This window comes from Streptomyces finlayi (genome assembly GCF_014216315.1).
GTDB classification, from domain to species: Bacteria; Actinomycetota; Actinomycetes; order Streptomycetales; family Streptomycetaceae; genus Streptomyces; species Streptomyces finlayi_A.
Map to the genome: position 1 here is coordinate 4,332,195 of NZ_CP045702.1, position 17,013 is coordinate 4,349,207.

General features: G+C 70.2%; 16 protein-coding genes and 1 pseudogene. 8 read left to right on the top strand and 9 right to left on the bottom strand.

Annotated elements, in window-relative coordinates; all coding sequences use genetic code 11:
• The first annotated feature begins 218 nt into the window (after positions 1 to 218).
• Positions 219 to 977: a MerR family transcriptional regulator gene (locus F0344_RS20090; protein ID WP_185300097.1), complete on the top strand. Its 759-nt coding sequence runs from the start codon at positions 219 to 221 to the stop codon at positions 975 to 977.
• A 45-nt stretch (positions 978 to 1,022) separates the two neighbouring features.
• Here the strand turns inward: F0344_RS20090 and F0344_RS20095 are convergent, their stop codons facing one another.
• Positions 1,023 to 1,388: a YbjQ family protein gene (locus tag F0344_RS20095; RefSeq protein WP_185300098.1), complete on the bottom strand. Its 366-nt coding sequence runs from the start codon at positions 1,386 to 1,388 to the stop codon at positions 1,023 to 1,025.
• 148 nt (positions 1,389 to 1,536) lie between these two features.
• Between F0344_RS20095 and F0344_RS20100 the strand changes: the two are divergent.
• Positions 1,537 to 2,214: pseudogene (locus F0344_RS20100) on the top strand (DedA family protein); the annotation flags it as partial.
• A gap of 233 nt (positions 2,215 to 2,447) precedes the next feature.
• On the opposite strand, the gene F0344_RS20105 reads toward F0344_RS20100, so the two are convergent.
• Positions 2,448 to 4,142: a threonine/serine exporter family protein gene (locus tag F0344_RS20105; RefSeq protein ID WP_185300099.1), complete on the bottom strand. Its 1,695-nt coding sequence runs from the start codon at positions 4,140 to 4,142 to the stop codon at positions 2,448 to 2,450.
• Positions 4,143 to 4,319: 177 nt separating this feature from the next.
• The gene (locus F0344_RS20110; RefSeq protein WP_185302784.1) at positions 4,320 to 4,814 is read right to left on the bottom strand and encodes an inorganic diphosphatase; all 495 of its coding nucleotides are present in this window, start codon (positions 4,812 to 4,814) and stop codon (positions 4,320 to 4,322) included.
• A gap of 86 nt (positions 4,815 to 4,900) precedes the next feature.
• Between F0344_RS20110 and dacB the strand changes: the two genes are divergently transcribed.
• From dacB to folE, 6 genes are all read left to right on the top strand, one after another.
• A complete protein-coding gene (gene dacB, locus F0344_RS20115; protein ID WP_258050020.1) occupies positions 4,901 to 6,385 on the top strand; it encodes a D-alanyl-D-alanine carboxypeptidase/D-alanyl-D-alanine endopeptidase in 1,485 nt (494 codons plus the stop codon).
• A 49-nt stretch (positions 6,386 to 6,434) separates the two neighbouring features.
• Complete coding sequence (locus F0344_RS20120) at positions 6,435 to 7,571, top strand: zinc-dependent metalloprotease (protein ID WP_185300100.1); 1,137 nt, start codon at positions 6,435 to 6,437, stop codon at positions 7,569 to 7,571.
• Positions 7,572 to 7,760: 189 nt separating this feature from the next.
• The gene (gene tilS / locus F0344_RS20125) at positions 7,761 to 8,840 is read left to right on the top strand and encodes a tRNA lysidine(34) synthetase TilS (protein ID WP_185300101.1); all 1,080 of its coding nucleotides are present in this window, start codon (positions 7,761 to 7,763) and stop codon (positions 8,838 to 8,840) included.
• Positions 8,841 to 8,924: 84 nt separating this feature from the next.
• Positions 8,925 to 9,464, top strand: a complete 540-nt coding sequence (gene hpt / locus F0344_RS20130; protein ID WP_030593143.1) for a hypoxanthine phosphoribosyltransferase — start codon at positions 8,925 to 8,927, stop codon at positions 9,462 to 9,464.
• Between the two features lie 219 nt (positions 9,465 to 9,683).
• The gene (gene ftsH / locus F0344_RS20135; protein ID WP_185300102.1) at positions 9,684 to 11,729 is read left to right on the top strand and encodes an ATP-dependent zinc metalloprotease FtsH; all 2,046 of its coding nucleotides are present in this window, start codon (positions 9,684 to 9,686) and stop codon (positions 11,727 to 11,729) included.
• A 161-nt stretch (positions 11,730 to 11,890) separates the two neighbouring features.
• Positions 11,891 to 12,496 (top strand): GTP cyclohydrolase I FolE, encoded by a 606-nt coding sequence (gene folE / locus F0344_RS20140; protein WP_185300103.1) that lies wholly within the window; start codon positions 11,891 to 11,893, stop codon positions 12,494 to 12,496.
• Positions 12,497 to 12,613: 117 nt separating this feature from the next.
• On the opposite strand, the gene F0344_RS20145 is transcribed toward folE, so the two are convergent.
• The 6 genes from F0344_RS20145 to F0344_RS20170 all read right to left on the bottom strand — a co-directional run bounded on the left by F0344_RS20145 (position 12,614) and on the right by F0344_RS20170 (position 16,990).
• Positions 12,614 to 13,105 carry a DUF3180 domain-containing protein gene (locus F0344_RS20145; protein WP_185300104.1) on the bottom strand — a complete coding sequence of 164 codons (492 nt, stop codon included), beginning with the start codon at positions 13,103 to 13,105 and terminating at the stop codon, positions 12,614 to 12,616.
• A gap of 117 nt (positions 13,106 to 13,222) precedes the next feature.
• Positions 13,223 to 13,834: a 2-amino-4-hydroxy-6-hydroxymethyldihydropteridine diphosphokinase gene (folK, locus tag F0344_RS20150; RefSeq protein ID WP_185300105.1), complete on the bottom strand. Its 612-nt coding sequence runs from the start codon at positions 13,832 to 13,834 to the stop codon at positions 13,223 to 13,225.
• A complete protein-coding gene (gene folB / locus F0344_RS20155; RefSeq protein WP_185300106.1) occupies positions 13,831 to 14,190 on the bottom strand; it encodes a dihydroneopterin aldolase in 360 nt (119 codons plus the stop codon). Before folB ends, folK begins: the two co-directional genes overlap by 4 nt.
• Before the next feature lie 190 nt (positions 14,191 to 14,380).
• A complete protein-coding gene (locus F0344_RS20160) occupies positions 14,381 to 14,863 on the bottom strand; it encodes a nuclear transport factor 2 family protein (RefSeq protein ID WP_185300107.1) in 483 nt (160 codons plus the stop codon).
• Positions 14,860 to 15,720, bottom strand: a complete 861-nt coding sequence (gene folP, locus F0344_RS20165) for a dihydropteroate synthase (protein ID WP_445585675.1) — start codon at positions 15,718 to 15,720, stop codon at positions 14,860 to 14,862. The genes F0344_RS20160 and folP overlap by 4 nt, the downstream gene beginning before the upstream one ends.
• A gap of 82 nt (positions 15,721 to 15,802) precedes the next feature.
• On the bottom strand, positions 15,803 to 16,990 hold the full coding sequence (locus F0344_RS20170) for a betaine/proline/choline family ABC transporter ATP-binding protein (protein WP_185300108.1): 1,188 nt from the start codon (positions 16,988 to 16,990) through the stop codon (positions 15,803 to 15,805).
• Positions 16,991 to 17,013 lie beyond the last annotated feature (23 nt).

The window sequence follows — 17,013 nt, forward strand, 5'->3', positions numbered from 1 at the left end:
CGAATGAAGCAGACGATACGGACATCCGTCCCAACCGGCGCGCCGGACGGCAGCGACCTGCGGCCACCTCCGCGATCCCTCACCTCAGCGGCGTACCGTCCTCCCGCACCCGCCTCCGCTGCCGACGCGATGTTCGCGGTCGATTCGGGCTTGCACCTCACGTGACGTCAGGGCCCAGGCTGAGGGACGTACCGACCGACAGAAGGGAGCGGGGAGCCGTGAGCCACTCCGTGGGCCGGGTCGCCGAATTCGCCGGGATCACCGTGCGCACGCTGCACCACTACGACGGAATCGGCCTGCTGTCACCCAGCGGGCGCAGCCATGCGGGCCACCGCCGTTACGACGACGGGGATCTCGACCGGCTGCAGCGGATCCTGTTCTACCGGGAGCTCGGATTCCCGCTCGACGACATCGCGGCCCTGCTCGACGACCCGGAAGCGGACCCGCAGGAACATCTGCGCCGGCAGCACGCGCTGCTGTCCGACCGGATCGCCGCACTGCGGAAGATGGCCGCCGCCGTCGAAACAGCCATGGAGGCGAAGCAGATGGGCATCAACCTCACACCCGAGGAGAAGTTCGAGGTCTTCGGGGACAAGGACCCGGAGGAGTACGCGGAGGAGTCCGAGCGCCGCTGGGGAGGCACCGCGTCCTACGCCGAGTCGCAGCGCCGGGTCGCCCGCCGCACCAAGGACGACTGGAAGCGGATGCAGGTGGAGGCCGCCGACTGGGGCGAGCGCTACGGCGCGCTGATGGAGGCGGGCGAGCCGGCCACCGGCGAGCGGGCGATGGACCTGGCGGAGGACCACCGGCAGCACATCTCCACGTCGTTCTACGACTGCACGCTCGCGATCCACCGCGGACTGGGCGAGATGTACGTCTCCGACCCGCGGTTCCACGCCCACTACGAGTCGATGAGGCCGGGCCTGGCCGAACACCTGCGGGACGCGATCAACGCGAACGCCGAACGTCAGGAGTAGCCGCGCCCGTGGGTACGGGGGCGGGACACCCCGCCCCCGTACCGCTCACAGCTTGCTGATCACGGCGGCCGTCCCGTAAGCGCAGACCTCGGTCCCCACGTCCGCGGCCTCGCTCACGTCGAAGCGCATCATCAGCACCGCGTTGGCACCGCGCGCCCTGGCCTGCTCGACGAGCCGCTCCATCGCCTGGTTGCGGGTCTCGACCAGGGTCTTCGTGAGCCCCTTCAGCTCGCCGCCGATCATCGACTTGAGCCCGGCACCGATCTGGCTGCCCAGGTGACGCGAGCGAACCGTCAGGCCGAACACCTCGCCGATCACCTGGGTCACCTGGTGTCCGGGGACATCGTTCGTCGTGACGACGAGCACATCGGCCTGAGCCGTCTGTCCGCCGCCGTAGTTCTCAATGCCCATGGTGGTGGCACCTCCTGCGGGACAGCTTTGCCCCGGTTCGCCCGCTGTGCATTTCCGCGTACGCCGTTGGAACCCGGAGAGGGCCCGCAGCGTTGATAGCTTGGGGCGGCCACGCAGCCGCCAACGAACGATCCTGGAGCCCGGACCCTTGAATACGCTTGCGCTCGGCCCGAGCTGGCTGGACCCGGACTATCTGCTCAACACCTTCGGACTCCCCGGCCTCCTCGCCATCGTCTTCGCCGAGTCCGGACTGCTGATCGGCTTCTTCCTGCCCGGTGACTCCCTGCTGTTCACCACCGGTCTGCTGGTGACGACGGGGGACCTGAAGTACCCGCTCTGGCTGGTCTGCACCCTGGTCGCGCTGGCCGCGATCATCGGGGACCAGGTCGGCTACCTCTTCGGCCGGAAGGTGGGCCCGGCCCTCTTCAAGCGCCCGGACTCCCGCCTCTTCAAGCAGGAGAACGTCGAGAAGGCCCACGAGTTCTTCGAGAAGTACGGCCCGAAGTCCCTGGTCCTGGCCCGCTTCGTGCCGGTGGTGCGTACGTTCACGCCGATCATCGCCGGTGTGAGCCGGATGAACTACCGCTCGTTCATCACGTACAACGTCATCGGCGGCATCGTCTGGGGCGTCGGCGTCACGGCCCTCGGCGCCGCCCTCGGCAAGATCGACTTCGTGCACGCGCACATCGAGAAGATCCTCATCCTGATCGTGCTGATCTCGGTCCTGCCCATCGCTTTCGAGTTCCTGCGCGCCCGCGGCAAGTCGAAGAAGGAAGCCGCGCGCGGCCGGGACGGCCAGGGATACCCCAGTGACGGCGGCCAGGGATACCCGACCGACGGCGGCCCGGGACACCCGGGATACCCCAGCGACGGCGGCCCCGGATACCCCACAGACGGCCCTGGCCACTCCGGTGGTCCCGGCCATTCCGGTGGCGGCCCCGGGCGCTCCGACGGCGGCGGCCCGTCCTCGGGCCAGCGCGGCCGGCACGCCAAGCGCTGACCCGCTCGCCCCCGGGCGGGCCACGGCCCGTCCGGGGCCCCGCCCGCTGGTGTACGGGCTCAGAAGCCGCGCGTCCGCTTGGCCGCGCGGCGCCCGGCACCCCCGACGGCCCCCGGCACCCGCATGAACAGCCGGGAGATCTCGCTTCCCAGGTTCACCCCTATCGCGATGGCCAGCGCCGTCGCCACCGCGGTCGACAGGGAGGCGAGACCCGCGTCCAGCTCCCCCTGCGCCACACCCAGCAGACCGAAGTACGTCGCGGAGCCCGGCAGCAGCGGTCCGATCGCCGCCGTGATGAACGGCAGCGACGAGGTGTACCGGTAGCGCGAGAGCAACTGGCCGAAGAGCCCCACGAGACCGGCCGCCACAGCCGTCGCGGCGACGGGTGAGATCTCGCCCGTGCGGGCCATCGCTCCGTAGATGATCCAGGCCACGCCTCCGTTGAGGGTGACCATGAGGACGGTGGAGCGCTCCTGCTGGAGCAGCAGCGCGAAGGCCAGGCTCAGCGCCATCGACGCCAGGATCTGGAGCACGGGCCGGTCGACGGCCACGAAGCGCGCCTCGGGGTTCAGCCCGACACCCAGCTGGACGCCCAGATAGAGGATCAGCAGCACCCCGGTGACGATGCCGATGAAGAAGTACATGACTTCCAGGAGCCGGGCCGCAGCGGTGATGTAGTAGCCGGTCAGACCGTCCTGCACCCCCGCCACCAGGGCCCGCCCCGGCAGCAGGGCGAACAGCCCACCGGTGATCACCGCGGAGGGGCGGATGTCCGTCGAATGGGTCAGCGTCAGCAGGACGCCCATGGCGGCGGGCGGCATCGCCGCAACGAGGAACTGGTAGAACTCCGGCAGCCCGCGGCCCGCGCAGAGCCAGGCCAGCCGGTCCCCGAGCATCGCGCCGGCGGCCGCCACGAAGAAGACCAGCGCACCACCGCCGACCAGTACCGATGCGGAGCCGGCCAGCAGACCGGCCGCGCACGTCAGCACCCAGCCCGGATACGGATGCCGGTTACGCCGGATCTCCGCGAGACGCCCGTACGCGTCCTCCAGCGAGACCTCGACGCCCTCCGTCGTGATGTCGTCGACCAGCCGGAACACAGCGGCCAGCCGGGTGTAGTCCGTACCCCGTCGGCGTACGGTCCGGCTCGCCGTCACCGGGTCGTCGACCAGCGACGGCTGGTGCGAGATCGACAGCAGCGTGAAGGTGACGGTCGGCTCGGACCGGTCGAGGCCGTACGAACGCGTCACCGCGAACATGGCGGCCTCGACGTCCTCGGCGCCCTCGCCGCCGGCGAGCAGCAGCTCACCGATACGCAGCGTCAGGTCGAGCACGCGCGGTACGGCCGGCCCGGTGTCGTCGGTCTTCTGGACGATCTCGGGCGCGGGCCGTTCGGTCACCGGCATCCGCAGCATGGTGCGCATCCGGTCCTGCCAGGGGGCTTCCTTGGTCAGCCGGATCACCGGGCTGCCGTGCGCCGGGGTGAAGGCGGGCGGAGGATGCTGCGCGCTGTAGGAGCGCGGAGGTACGAAGGCGGACGTCAGCGTGTCCGAGCCGGCACCTCCTCCGGAGCCCCCTCCCGGCGTACCCGAGGGGTCCGTGTGCAGGCCGGGCGGAAGGGCGAACTCCGACGTCGGATGGTCGTCCTCGGCGGGCACGGCGTGCTGACCCACCCCCGCGGGTGGCGCGAAGGCGCTTCTTGCCTCGTCGGACTGGGGCTTCTGGTCCTCCGGACCGCCCTGTTCCGCCACCACTCGACCTCGCTCCTCATCGGCTGCACTTCCTCGGCTGCGCCCAGGGCTCTGTCCGTGCCCAGTATGTGCACGGACATGGCCGGGGACGTGAAACGGGCGGCGCACCGGTGAAGGTGTGCCGCCCGTACGCCGTTCCCGTCCGGGCCGACGGGCCCGGACGGGAACGGAAGCGTTACGTCAGTGCGCGCCGCCCTGCGCCTCAAGGCGCTTGTAGGAGGCCTCGATCTCGGCCTCGGCCTCGGTGCGGCCGACCCAGTCGGCACCCTCGACGGACTTGCCCGGCTCCAGGTCCTTGTAGACCTCGAAGAAGTGCTGGATCTCCAGGCGGTCGAACTCCGACACGTGGTGGATGTCGCGCAGGTGCTCCACCCGGGGGTCGGACGCCGGGACGCACAGCAGCTTGTCGTCGCCGCCGGCCTCGTCCGTCATACGGAACATGCCGATGGCGCGGCACTTGATGAGGCAGCCGGGGAAGGTCGGCTCCTCCAGGATGACCAGCGCGTCCAGCGGGTCGCCGTCCTCGCCGAGGGTGTTCTCGACGTAGCCGTAGTCGGCCGGGTAGCTGGTCGAGGTGAAGAGTCGACGGTCCAGGCGGATCCGACCGGTCTCGTGGTCCACCTCGTACTTGTTCCGCGAACCCTTAGGGATCTCGATAACGACGTCGAACTCCACGAGTGGCTCCTCCATGATCAACACATACGACTGGTGGTTAAGTGTCCCCCACGCAGATGGGTGCTCGCGAAAGGGGCTGGTCAACGGTGGCCGAGCCGGTGGAAAGACCGTCGATCCGTCCGTCGAACCTGTGGGACAGGCTGAAAGACCCGAAGAACCGTACACGGCTGATCGGGTCGGGCAGTCGGCAGTTCGTAGCAGGCTCCGTGGTGCTCGGCCTGCTCGTCGCCACCGGCGCCGTCGTGGCCGCCGGTCCCTGGGACTCCGGTCAGCGTAAGGCCGAGCGGGACCGGGTGGTCGCCCGGGACCACACAGGTGGCGCACATCACCAGCCCAGGACACCCGCCGGGCCCAAGGCCGCACCCAGCGCCCCGGCCGTGCTCACCGCACTGGGCGGCACCGTGACCCGGACGGCCCCCCAGGACGCGGCCGGCCTCACGGCGGCCCTGGAGCCCCTCCTGAACGGCCCCGCTCTCGGTACCCGTTCCACCGGCGTCGTCATCGACACGGCCACCGGACAGCAGCTGTACGGGCAGGGCGCGGGCGCCCCGATGACACCCGCCTCCACCGTGAAGATCGCCACCACCGTCGCCGCGCTCCGGGCCCTCGGCCCCGACCACCGCATCGCCACGACCGTCCGGGCATCCGCGGACGCGCGGACCGTCACCCTCGTCGGCGGCGGCGACCCCACCCTCGACAAGGCCGCCCTGCGCCGTCTCGCCGACGAGGCGGCGGACACCCTGCGGGAGCGGGAGGTCAGCACGGTGAAGCTCACCTACGACACCTCCCGCTACACCGGGCCGCCGCTGCACCCGATCGGCCCCAACGAGAACATCGCCCCCGTCAGCGCCCTCATGATCGACGAAGGCAGGCTCGACGGCTCCGCCTACGGGCCCGCCCCACGCACCGCCGACCCGGCCGGAGACGCCGCGCGCGTCTTCGCCCGCCTGCTCGACGACGCCGGGATCGCCACCGAGGCCGCGCCCGCCCACCACCGCGCCCCGGCCACGTCCCGCACCGTCGCCACGCACCGCTCGAAGCCCCTGTCGGCCCTCGTCGAGCGGGCCCTGACGAACAGCGACAACGACATCGCCGAGGCCCTCGTCCGCGAGACCGCCCTGGCGACGGGCGAGCCCGCAGACTTCGAGGGCGGCCGACGGGCCGTCACCGCGCAGCTGAAGAAGCTGGGCGTGCCGACGGCCGGCGCGAACCTCGCCGACGGCAGCGGCCTGGACCGCGACGACAGGGTGACCGCCGGCCTGCTCGCCGGTCTCCTGGCCCACGCCGCGGACCCCAGGCACCCCGAACTGCGCTCCGTCCTCACCGGCCTCCCGGTCGCCGGATTCAGCGGCACCCTGAGGGGCCGCTACACCGAGACGTCCCCGGGCACCGGCCTGGTCCGGGCCAAGACGGGAACCCTCACCGGGGTGAACGCACTCGCCGGGACCGTCGTCGACACACGGGGCAGGCTCCTGGCGTTCGCCTTCCTCGCCACCGGCACGACATCCCCGTACGAAGCCCAGTCCGCGCTCGACACCCTGGCCACCGCTCTCGTCGACGGTTCCCGCTGAGCGGCCCAACACCCCACCACCGAGCGACCCCCTCACGTACGGTTGACGCATGACGAGCATCGGTGGAGCCGAGATGGTCGACTGGAATCTCGCGGTGGCGACCGCGACCCGACTCGTGCGGCCGGGGCCCGAGATCAGCCGCGAGGAGGCCCGCGCGGTCGTCGCGGAGCTCCGTCGGCATGCCAAGGCTTCGGAGGAGCACGTCCGTTCCTTCACCCGGATGATCCCGGAGGGGCACGAACCGGAGGACACGCCGGTCCTGGTCGTCGACCGGGCCGGCTGGATCAAGGCGAACGTGGCGGGCTTCCGCGAACTGCTCCGGCCCCTCCTGGGGAAGATGCAGGACCGGCGGCCCGGCGGTCCCGGCGGCGCCGTGCTCGGCGCGGTCGGCGGCAAGGTGACCGGCGTCGAGCTGGGCATGCTGCTGTCGTTCCTGGCCTCCCGGGTGCTGGGGCAGTACGAGACGTTCGCCCCCGCCACGCGGGAACTCCCCGCCTCCGCCAAGGGCGGCGGCCGGCTCCTGCTCGTCGCCCCGAACATCGTCCACGTCGAGCGCGAACTCGACGTCGATCCGCACGACTTCCGGCTGTGGGTGGCTCTGCACGAGGAGACGCACCGCACCCAGTTCACCGGTGTGCCGTGGCTCAGGGACCACCTCAAGGGCGAGATCCAGTCGTTCCTGGAGGAGACGGACGTCGACCCGATGACCGTCGTGGAGCGACTGCGCGAGGCCGCCCAGACGCTGTCCGGCGCGGGCCGCCCCGAGGGCGAGAGGGGTGAGGGCGAGGGCCGCAGCCTCGTCGAGATCGTCCAGACTCCCGCCCAGCGGGAGATCCTCGGCCGCCTCACCGCGGTGATGTCCCTGCTCGAAGGACACGCGGACTTCGTGATGGACGGCGTGGGGCCCGAGATCGTCGGCTCCGTCGCCGAGATCCGCGAGAAGTTCCAGCAGCGCAGGGCCAAGGGCGCGAGCCGTCTCGACCAGGCGCTCCGCAAGCTCCTTGGGCTCGACGCGAAGCTCCGGCAGTACCGCGACGGGGAGCGCTTCGTCAGCGCCGTCGTCGGCGAGGTCGGTATGGACGGCTTCAACCGGGTCTGGACCTCGCCCAACACCCTCCCGACGAAGGCGGAGATCGCCAGTCCGGCGGACTGGATCGCGAGGGTGCACCGTAAGCCAGAGTCGTGATCTTGACCGGCCCGCAGCCCGAAGAATGCCCCCTCAATCACCCATCCGAGGGACCATAGGGGCATGGGAAGGCGTGCAATGCTCGATGAACAGCTTGGCTCTGTCACCATCGACGCACTCTGAGTGACGGGACTCACGTTCTGTCTCTTCGAGGCACCCCCCGAAAAACCTTCACGAAGGGCACCGGACATGGGTCCCCATCCTGCGGTCGCGGCGATACGCCTGGCGGTTCGCCGCGTACTCCACGACGTACTCACCGAATACGACCGACACACCGACAAGCCCGGCCGGGCCGAGTTCGCCGAAGCGGGCGTCGGCAGGCAGCGCGCCACACTTCCCGAACGACCCGATACCCCACTCGTGCTCGTGGCATGCTCCGGCGGCGCCGATTCCATGGCCCTCGCCTCAGCCCTCGCCTTCGAGTCCCGCAAGCTCGCCGTCCGCGCGGGCGGAATCACCGTCGACCACAACCTCCAGCCGGGGTCGGCCCTGCGCGCCGCCGAGGTCGTCACCCGGCTCGGTGCCATGGAACTCGACCCGGTCGAAGCGGTCTCCGTGCACGTCGGCCGCGAGGGCGGCCCCGAAGCCGCCGCCCGTGACGCGCGCTACGCGGCCCTGGACGCGGCGGCCGAGCGGCACGGCGCCGCCGCCGTCCTGCTCGGTCACACCCGCGACGACCAGGCGGAAACCGTCCTGCTCGGCCTCGCCCGCGGCTCGGGCATCCGCTCCTTGTCCGGGATGGCCGCCGCCTCCGGCCGTTACCGGCGCCCCTTCCTCCAGCTCGACCGGCAGACCGCCCGCAAGGCCTGTCTGGTCCAGTCGCTGCCCGTCTGGGACGACCCGCACAACATCGACCCGGCCTACACCCGCTCCCGCCTGCGCCACGAGGGCCTGCCCGCCCTGGAGAAGGCCCTCGGCAAGGGCGTCGTCGAAGCCCTCGCCCGTACGGCCCAGCTCTCCCGCGACGATGCCGACGCCCTCGACACCTGGGCCGCCGAGGCCGACCGCTCCGTACGCGACGACGCGGGGCAGCTGGAGTGCGCGAAGCTCCACGTCCTGCCGCCCGCCGTCCGCCGCAGGGTGCTGCGCAGGGCGCTGATCGAGGCCGGAGCCCCCGCCGGTTCGCTGTTCGCCCGTCATATCGAGGAAGTCGACCGGCTCATCACCGGATGGCGCGGCCAGCGCGCCATCAACCTGCCGGGCCGCGTCGAAGCCCAGCGGCAGGGTGGCAGACTGGTCATCCGGCAGAGCTGTAGCGCAAGCGGCTGAAGTGCAGGCGAAACGGCCCACCGGCCCGGGGCACCACTCCGGGACCGGCGGGCTAAGAAAGAGACGCGGGTGAACGAGAAGGACATGGGCACCGACCTTCAGTCGGTGCTCCTCACCAAGGAAGAGATCGACGCGAAGCTCGTCGAGCTGGCCGCGAAGATCGACGCGGAGTACGCGGGCAAGGACCTGCTCCTCGTCGGCGTCCTCAAGGGCGCGGTGATGGTCATGGCGGACCTGGCACGCGCCCTGTCCACTCCCGTCACGATGGACTGGATGGCCGTCTCCTCGTACGGAGCGGGCACCCAGTCCTCCGGGGTCGTCCGCATCCTCAAGGACCTGGACACCGACATCAAGGGCAAGCACGTCCTGATCGTCGAGGACATCATCGACTCCGGCCTGACGCTGTCCTGGCTGCTCTCCAACCTCGGCTCGCGCGAACCCGCGTCGCTGGAGGTCTGCACCCTGCTGCGCAAGCCGGATGCCGCGAAGGTCGCGATCGACGTGAAGTGGATCGGCTTCGACATCCCCAACGAGTTCGTCGTCGGCTACGGGCTGGACTACGCGGAGAAGTACCGCAACCTCCCCTTCGTCGGCACCCTCGCCCCGCACGTCTACGGCGGCTGACGGCATCGGCCACCCGCCCTGCCCGGCCGCCCGCCCAACCGGGACGGGCGGCGGGGAACCCTCACCGGCTTCCCGCCGTTGGAGCTTCGAAGACGGGATTTGTCAGACGTCCCCGGCGGTCGCGGGTGACAATGCTGGGGTACCGTCCGAAGAACAGTCTTTTCTCACAGCAGCATTCACCTACGGGCAGGAGGGACGGGGCGACTTCGCTCCGTATGGATGGACGTGAAGCGATACTTCCGTGGGCCGGTCATGTGGATCGTGCTGGCCGTCCTCGCCGTGGTCGTGTTGATGCAGGTCGTCGGCTCGTCGGGCGGCTACAAGACGGTAGACACCGGCGAAGTGATCCAGGCGATCAGTAAGAACCAGGTTGAGCAGGCCAAGCTCACCACTGGTGACGAGCAGATTCTCAAGATTGAGCTGAAGGACGGCCAGAAGCTCGAAGGCGAGTCCGGCAGCAAGTTCCAGGCGAGCTACATCGGCAACCAGGGCGTCGAGCTGGCGGACACCCTGCAGCAGAAGTTCGAGAGCGGTGAGATCGAGAAGGGCTACACGGTCTCGCCGTCGAAGCAGTCACCGTTCGTCTCGATCCTCCTCTCGCTGCTGCCCTTCGTTCTGATCGTGGTCGTCTTCCTGTTTCTGATGAATCAGATGCAGGGTGGCGGTTCCAAGGTCATGCAGTTCGGCAAGTCCAAGGCGAAGCTGATCACCAAGGACACGCCGAAGACGACGTTCGCCGACGTGGCGGGTTCGGACGAGGCTGTCGAGGAACTCCACGAGATCAAGGAGTTCCTCCAGGAGCCGGCGAAGTTCCAGGCCGTCGGCGCCAAGATCCCCAAGGGTGTCCTGCTGTACGGGCCTCCCGGTACGGGCAAGACGCTGCTGGCCCGAGCGGTCGCCGGCGAGGCGGGCGTCCCGTTCTACTCGATCTCCGGTTCCGACTTCGTCGAGATGTTCGTCGGTGTCGGTGCCTCCCGAGTGCGTGACCTCTTCGAGCAGGCCAAGGCGAACGCCCCGGCGATCGTCTTCGTCGACGAGATCGACGCTGTCGGCCGGCACCGCGGTGCCGGTATGGGCGGCGGTCACGACGAGCGCGAGCAGACCCTCAACCAGCTGCTCGTCGAGATGGACGGCTTCGACGTGAAGGGCGGCGTCATCCTGATCGCCGCCACGAACCGGCCCGACATCCTCGACCCGGCGCTGCTGCGCCCGGGACGTTTCGACCGGCAGATCGCGGTCGACCGTCCGGACATGCTGGGCCGTCTCGAAATCCTGAAGGTGCACGCCAAGGGCAAGCCGGTGACGAAGGACGTCGATCTCAACGCCGTCGCCCGCCGCACGCCCGGCTTCACCGGCGCCGACCTGGCGAACGTGCTGAACGAAGCGGCGCTCCTCACGGCGCGCGGCAACCAGACGCAGATCGACAACGCCATGCTCGACGAGGCCATCGACCGCGTCGTGGCGGGACCGCAGAAGCGGACCCGGATCATGTCCGAGAAGGAAAAGAAGATCACCGCGTACCACGAGGGCGGCCACGCCCTGGTCGCGGCGGCTTCTCCCCAGTCGGACCCGGTCCACAAGATCACGATCCTCTCCCGCGGCCGCGCCCTCGGTTACACGATGGTGCTCCCGGAAGAGGACAAGTACTCCACGACCCGCAACGAGATGCTCGACCAGCTCGCGTACATGCTGGGCGGGCGCGCGGCCGAGGAGCTGGTCTTCCACGACCCGACCACCGGCGCTGCGAACGACATCGAGAAGGCCAGTGCCACGGCCCGCGCGATGGTCACGCAGTACGGAATGACGGAGCGGCTCGGCGCGATCAAGTTCGGTGGAGACAACACCGAGCCGTTCGTGGGCCGGGAGATGGGCCACCAGCGCGACTACTCGGAAGAGGTCGCCGCGCTGGTCGACGAAGAAGTCAAGAAGCTCATCGAGACCGCGCACAACGAGGCGTGGGAGATCCTCGTCGAGAACCGCGACATTCTCGACGCCCTGGTCCTCGAACTCCTCGAGAAGGAAACGCTCGGCAAGGAGCAGATCGCCGAGATCTTCGCTCCGATCGTCAAGCGTCCGGCCCGCCCGGCCTGGACCGGCTCCTCGCGGCGCACGCCGTCGACGCGGCCGCCGGTCCTCTCTCCCAAGGAGCTGGCCCTCACCAACGGCATCACCACCGCCAATGGTTCGGCCGCCCCGGCGGAGATCGCCCCGAAGGACATCGCCCCGGCGACGGAGTCGATTCCGGAAGAGCGCCCGGAGAGCTAGACCCGTACCGACACCCGGTGTGGCCCCCGTCACGGGCGCCTCACCAGGCCCGGAATGGATGCCGCGCCCCCCAGGTTTTAGCCTGTGGGGGCGCGGCTTTTCCGTATGCCTGCGAGGTGTGCGCGAGTACGCGCACGCGACAGCACGAGGAACGAGGACAGATGACCGACCCGGTGACGCTGGACGGCGAGGGCACGCTCGGCGAGTTCGACGAGAAGCGGGCCGAGGCCGCCGTACGGGAACTGCTCATCGCGGTCGGGGAGGACCCGGACCGCGAGGGTCTGCGGGAGACGCCGGGGCGGGTGGCGCGTGCGTACAAGGAGATATTCGCCGGGCTGTACCAGGTGCCCGAGGACGTCCTGACTACGACGTTCGACCTCGGGCACGACGAGATGGTGCTGGTGAAGGACATCGAGGTGTTCAGCACGTGTGAGCACCACCTGGTGCCCTTCAGGGGGGTCGCGCACGTCGGCTACATCCCGGCGACCTCCGGCAAGATCACCGGTCTCTCGAAACTGGCCCGGCTGGTCGACGTCTACGCGCGCCGCCCGCAGGTCCAGGAGCGGCTGACCACGCAGATCGCCGAGTCGCTGATGGAGATCCTGGAGCCACGGGGGGTCATCGTCGTGATCGAGTGCGAGCACATGTGCATGTCGATGCGGGGAATCCGCAAGCCGGGGGCGAAGACGATCACCTCGGCGGTCCGCGGCCAGCTCCGCGACCCCGCGACGCGCGCCGAGGCCATGAGCCTCATCATGGCCCGCTGACCTCGATCGCCGGACGGGCTCGGCTTCCCGAGCCCGCCCGGCGATGAAGGGTGAAGCGGTGATGGAGGGCGAAGCGGCGATCGGACGACCCGGTGGGGCAATCCCGGGCACAGCGCCCTACGCGGACGCCGCGCTCCGGTCGCCGTTGCCGTCGTTCTTGTCGTCCGGGAGCTTGCAGACGCGCTCCAGGAACAGGGCGGCGGCGATGACCGCGATGCCCGCCAGGACCGCGAAGCCGGCGTAGATCGCCTGCTCGCGGCGGGGCGGGATGTCCAGCGAGCCGAGCAGGAAGACACCCGCGCCGCCGTACATTCCGGCGACCAGAGCGGTGACGAGGGCACTGGCCTGGCCGAAAACGACCGCGCGGGCCGCCATCAGCGGCTCGACGCCCTTGGCGCCGGGCCGCCGCTCCCGCTGGGCTCGCAGCCGCGTACGGATCGAGAGCGCCGTCGCGAGCAGGATCACGGCGATCGCCGCCAGGACCACCGGGGCCGCGAGAGGGACGCTCGGCAGGGTCCCCAGGGAGTCCCAGAGCCGGGCCGCGCCCCAGGACAGCACGCCGGCGGCGGCGAAGAGTCCGGCCAGTACCCCGAGCCGTAGTTGCTTCACCGAGAGAGCCGCCCTTCGCCGCCGGGTGTCCTTGGACCGTCCGTGCCGGATCGCCTGTGGATTACCTGTGCTGGATTACCTGTGCCGGATCGCCAGCGCGTCCGTCGAGCCTAACGACTACTCGGGCAGACGGAGTTCCAGGTCGGCCCGGGGGAGTACGCCCGCGTCGCCGATTCCGGTCAGCAGGTCGGCGACCGCACCTGCGCCCGGCAGCTGGGCGTCGGGATCCACGTCGTGCCAGGGGGCGAGCACGAAGGCGCGCTCACGGGCGCGGGGGTGGGGCAGGGTGAGCTGCGGGTCGTCGGAGACCACATCGGCGTACGCGACGATGTCGACGTCGATGGTGCGCGGACCCCAGCGTTCCTCGCGGACCCGGTCGAAGGCCTCCTCGATGGCCTGACCGCGCTCCAGCAGGGAGGACGGGGGCAGCGTCGTCTTCACGACGATCACCGCGTTGAAGTACGAGGGCTGGGAGCCGGGAGCGACGCCCCAGGGCTCCGTCTCGTACACCGGGGAGACCGCCTTGACCCGGAGGCCCGGCGTGTCCTCCAGGGCGTCGATGGCGCCCTGGAGGGTCTCCAGGCGGTTGCCGAGGTTGGAGCCCAGGGAGAGCACGGCCCGCTTCGGGTTCGAGAGGGTCGTGTCCGCGGCGTCCACCTGTTCGACCACGGCGGCGGGAACGGGCTGTACGGTCGGGTCGCTCTGCCCCTCGGTGGAAAACGCAGTCATGCTCGGCTCCGGGTGATGGTGATGGTCACGTCGTCGAACGGGACGGTGATCGGAGCGTCCGGTTTGTGGACGACCACCTCGACCTCCTGGACGCCCTCGTGCTTGAGGCACTGCTGGGCGATACGTTCCGCGAGGGTTTCGATCAGATCGACCGGGTCGCCCTTGACCACGTCGACGACCTCCTCCGCGACCACGCCGTAGTGCACGGTCTTCGTCAGGTCATCGGTGGCAGCCGCGGGCCGGGTGTCCAGACCGAGCACCAGGTCGACGATGAACGTCTGGCCCTCTTCCCGTTCCCTGGGAAACACACCATGGTGCCCACGGGCCTTGAGGCCGCGCAGCGCGACACGATCCACGCGAATCACTCCTGCTGTCGTTGGTCTTGGGGCACCCGGCTGCGTGCGGGCGGCGAAGTGCCATCTTTCGAATCTACCTGCGGGCACCGACAGTGCCCGCCCGTGGGGCTCCGGACAGGGCCCCCCGGAGGGCTGGTAGCCGCCTGTACCCCCGGACCGTGGACCAAACCCCTCATGAAGGCGTACCCACTCAGGCGGGGGTTTCTTCGTCCTCGTCCTCACCGGTTTCGGCGAGTACGGGAGAGCCGTGGTGGGACCACAGCTTCCAGCCGTCGGGTGTGCGGCGGAACACGTTGGTGGCGACGACGAGCTGGCCGACGAGCGGCCCGAGCGCGTTGCCCTCCTCGGCCGGGCCGCCGCTGAGGATGTTCTCGGTGCAGGTCACGAGGGCGGTGTCGCCGGTCATGGAGATGCCGACGTCGGTCAGGAAGAACTGGATGTACTCCGTGTTCGCCATGATCAGCGCATAACTGCGCAGCACGTCGCCGCGTCCGGTGAGCACCGGCCACCCCGGATGGACGCAGGAGACGGTGAGGTCCTCGCCGGGCAGCCAGAGGCCGGTGAGCGTGTCGTAGTCACCGCGCTCCATCGCCTCGTAGAAGGCGGTGTTGGCCTGTTCGACGGCCTCGATGTCGGCCGCTGCCTCCGCGTGCTCGTCGTGCCGTCCGCTCACGCCGCTCCCTCGATGGCGCGGGCGACCCGTACGGCGTCCGCGGTGGCCCGTACCTCGTGCACCCGTACGGCCCACGCGCCCGCCTGGGCGGACAGGGCGGAGACCGCGGCCGTGGCGGCGTCGCGTTCGCGGGCGGGCGGCGGGGCGGCCCCCTCGCCGGCCAGGACGTGGCCGAGGAACCGCTTGCGGGAGGCGGCCACGAGCAGCGGGCGGCCCAGGATGTGCAGCTCGTCGAGGTGGGCGACGAGCGAGAGGTCGTGGGAGGCGTCCTTGGCGAATCCGAGACCGGGGTCGATCACGATCCGTTCGGGGGACACGCCGCCCGCGATCACGGCTTCCATGCGGGCGCGCAGTTCCGCGACGACCTCGGCGACGACGTCGCCGTACACGGCTCTGCTGTTCATGGACTCGCTGAAGCCGCGCCAGTGCATGACGACGAACGGCACGTCCGCCGCGGCGACGACCGGGACCATGTCCGGGTCGGCGAGGCCGCCGCTCACGTCGTTGACGAGCGCCGCACCGGCGGCGACGGCCTGCTCGGCGACGCGGGCGCGCATGGTGTCGACGGAGACAGTGACCCCCTCGGAGGCCAGACCCCGTACCACCGGGACCACGCGCCGCAGCTCTTCCGACTCGTCCACCCTGCTGGCGCCGGGGCGGGTCGACTCACCGCCGACGTCGATCAGGTCGGCGCCCTCGCCGGCCAGCACGAGGCCGTGCTTGATCGCGGCCGTGGTGTCGAACCACCGGCCTCCGTCGGAGAAGGAGTCGGGCGTCACATTGACGACTCCCATGACCGCACACCGGTCCCACTCCGGCAGGTCCTGTACCGTGCCGCGTCCGCGCAACGTACTCATACGCCCAGCGTAGGCCCGCCGGGAGCCCCGTCGCGCCGCGCCGCCCGCGGGCCCGGGGCGCGCCGGGAGCGGGTTGGTGCGGTCATGGGGCCGCCGTCGTCACGCTCGCCACGGTCTCCACCGCGACGGTCGCGCGCGGTACGTCCTGGGCGTCCGCGTCGATCGAACGGCGCAGGGCCTCGTGGAGGCGGGCCGGGGTGAGGACGCCGAGGAAGCGTCCGGTGCCCTCCTTGTCGGTCACCGCGATCCAGCCCGCGTCGTGCTGGAGCATCGTGGCGAACGCCTGCTTGAGCGGCGCGCCCAGGGGGAGCCATGCCTCCATTCGGCGGGCGTGCTCGCGCACGGTGCCCTGGGAGGCGGCCGTGGCGGTGTCGGCCGCCGGAATCCAGCCGTGCAGATTGTCGTCCCGGTCGAGTACGACGGCCCAGCGCGCGCCCTCGGCCCGCAGCCGTTCCGTCGCCTTCGCGAGGGAGTCGTCGAGGTGGACGACCGGCGGCTGGTCCAGGTCGCTCTCCTCGACGGGGGTGACGGAGAGCCGCTTCAGGCCGCGGTCCGCGCCGACGAAGTCCGCGACGTACGGGGTCGCGGGTGCGCCGAGGACGGTGGCGGGGGAGTCGAACTGCTCGATGCGACCCTGCCCGTACACGGCGATCCGGTCACCGAGCCTGACGGCTTCCTCGATGTCGTGGGTGACGAACAGGACGGTTTTGCGGACCTGGGCCTGGAGTTTCAGGAATTCGTTCTGCAGATGTTCCCGTACGACGGGGTCGACCGCGCCGAATGGTTCGTCCATCAGCAGCACCGGCGGATCGGCGGCCAAGGCGCGTGCCACGCCGACGCGTTGACGCTGACCGCCGGACAGCTGTTCCGGATAACGGTCACCATAAACGGAGGGATCGAGTCCGACGAGATCGAGGAGTTCGGCCGCCCGCTCACGCCCCTTTCCGCGTTTCCAGCCCAGGAGATGGGGGACGGTGGCGGTGTTCTCCAGAACGGTCCGGTGCGGGAAGAGGCCGACCTGCTGGATGACATAGCCGATGCGGCGCCTGAGCCGGACGGGGTCGATGGCGGATATGTCGTCCCCGTCGAGGAGTATCCGTCCCCCGGTCGGTTCGATCAGCCGGTTCACCATCTTCATGGTGGTCGTCTTGCCGCAGCCGGACGGTCCGACGAGCGTGACCAGTTCACCCTCGCCGACCTCGAAGGAAAGGTCGTCCACGGCGGTGGTGCCGTCGGCGTACCGCTTGGTGACGTGCTCGAAACGGATCATGGTTCCCCATTGTGACGCGCGTT

Coding starts and splice junctions, on each gene's coding strand:
- hpt (WP_030593143.1), top strand. CDS start 8,925: ATGGGCACCGACCTTCAGTCGGTGCTCCTCACCAAGGAAGAGATCGAC.
- F0344_RS20120 (WP_185300100.1), top strand. CDS start 6,435: ATGACGAGCATCGGTGGAGCCGAGATGGTCGACTGGAATCTCGCGGTG.
- F0344_RS20095 (WP_185300098.1), bottom strand. CDS start 1,388: ATGGGCATTGAGAACTACGGCGGCGGACAGACGGCTCAGGCCGATGTG.
- folP (WP_445585675.1), bottom strand. CDS start 15,720: ATGAGTACGTTGCGCGGACGCGGCACGGTACAGGACCTGCCGGAGTGG.
- F0344_RS20170 (WP_185300108.1), bottom strand. CDS start 16,990: ATGATCCGTTTCGAGCACGTCACCAAGCGGTACGCCGACGGCACCACC.
- tilS (WP_185300101.1), top strand. CDS start 7,761: ATGGGTCCCCATCCTGCGGTCGCGGCGATACGCCTGGCGGTTCGCCGC.
- folE (WP_185300103.1), top strand. CDS start 11,891: ATGACCGACCCGGTGACGCTGGACGGCGAGGGCACGCTCGGCGAGTTC.
- ftsH (WP_185300102.1), top strand. CDS start 9,684: ATGGACGTGAAGCGATACTTCCGTGGGCCGGTCATGTGGATCGTGCTG.
- folK (WP_185300105.1), bottom strand. CDS start 13,834: ATGACTGCGTTTTCCACCGAGGGGCAGAGCGACCCGACCGTACAGCCC.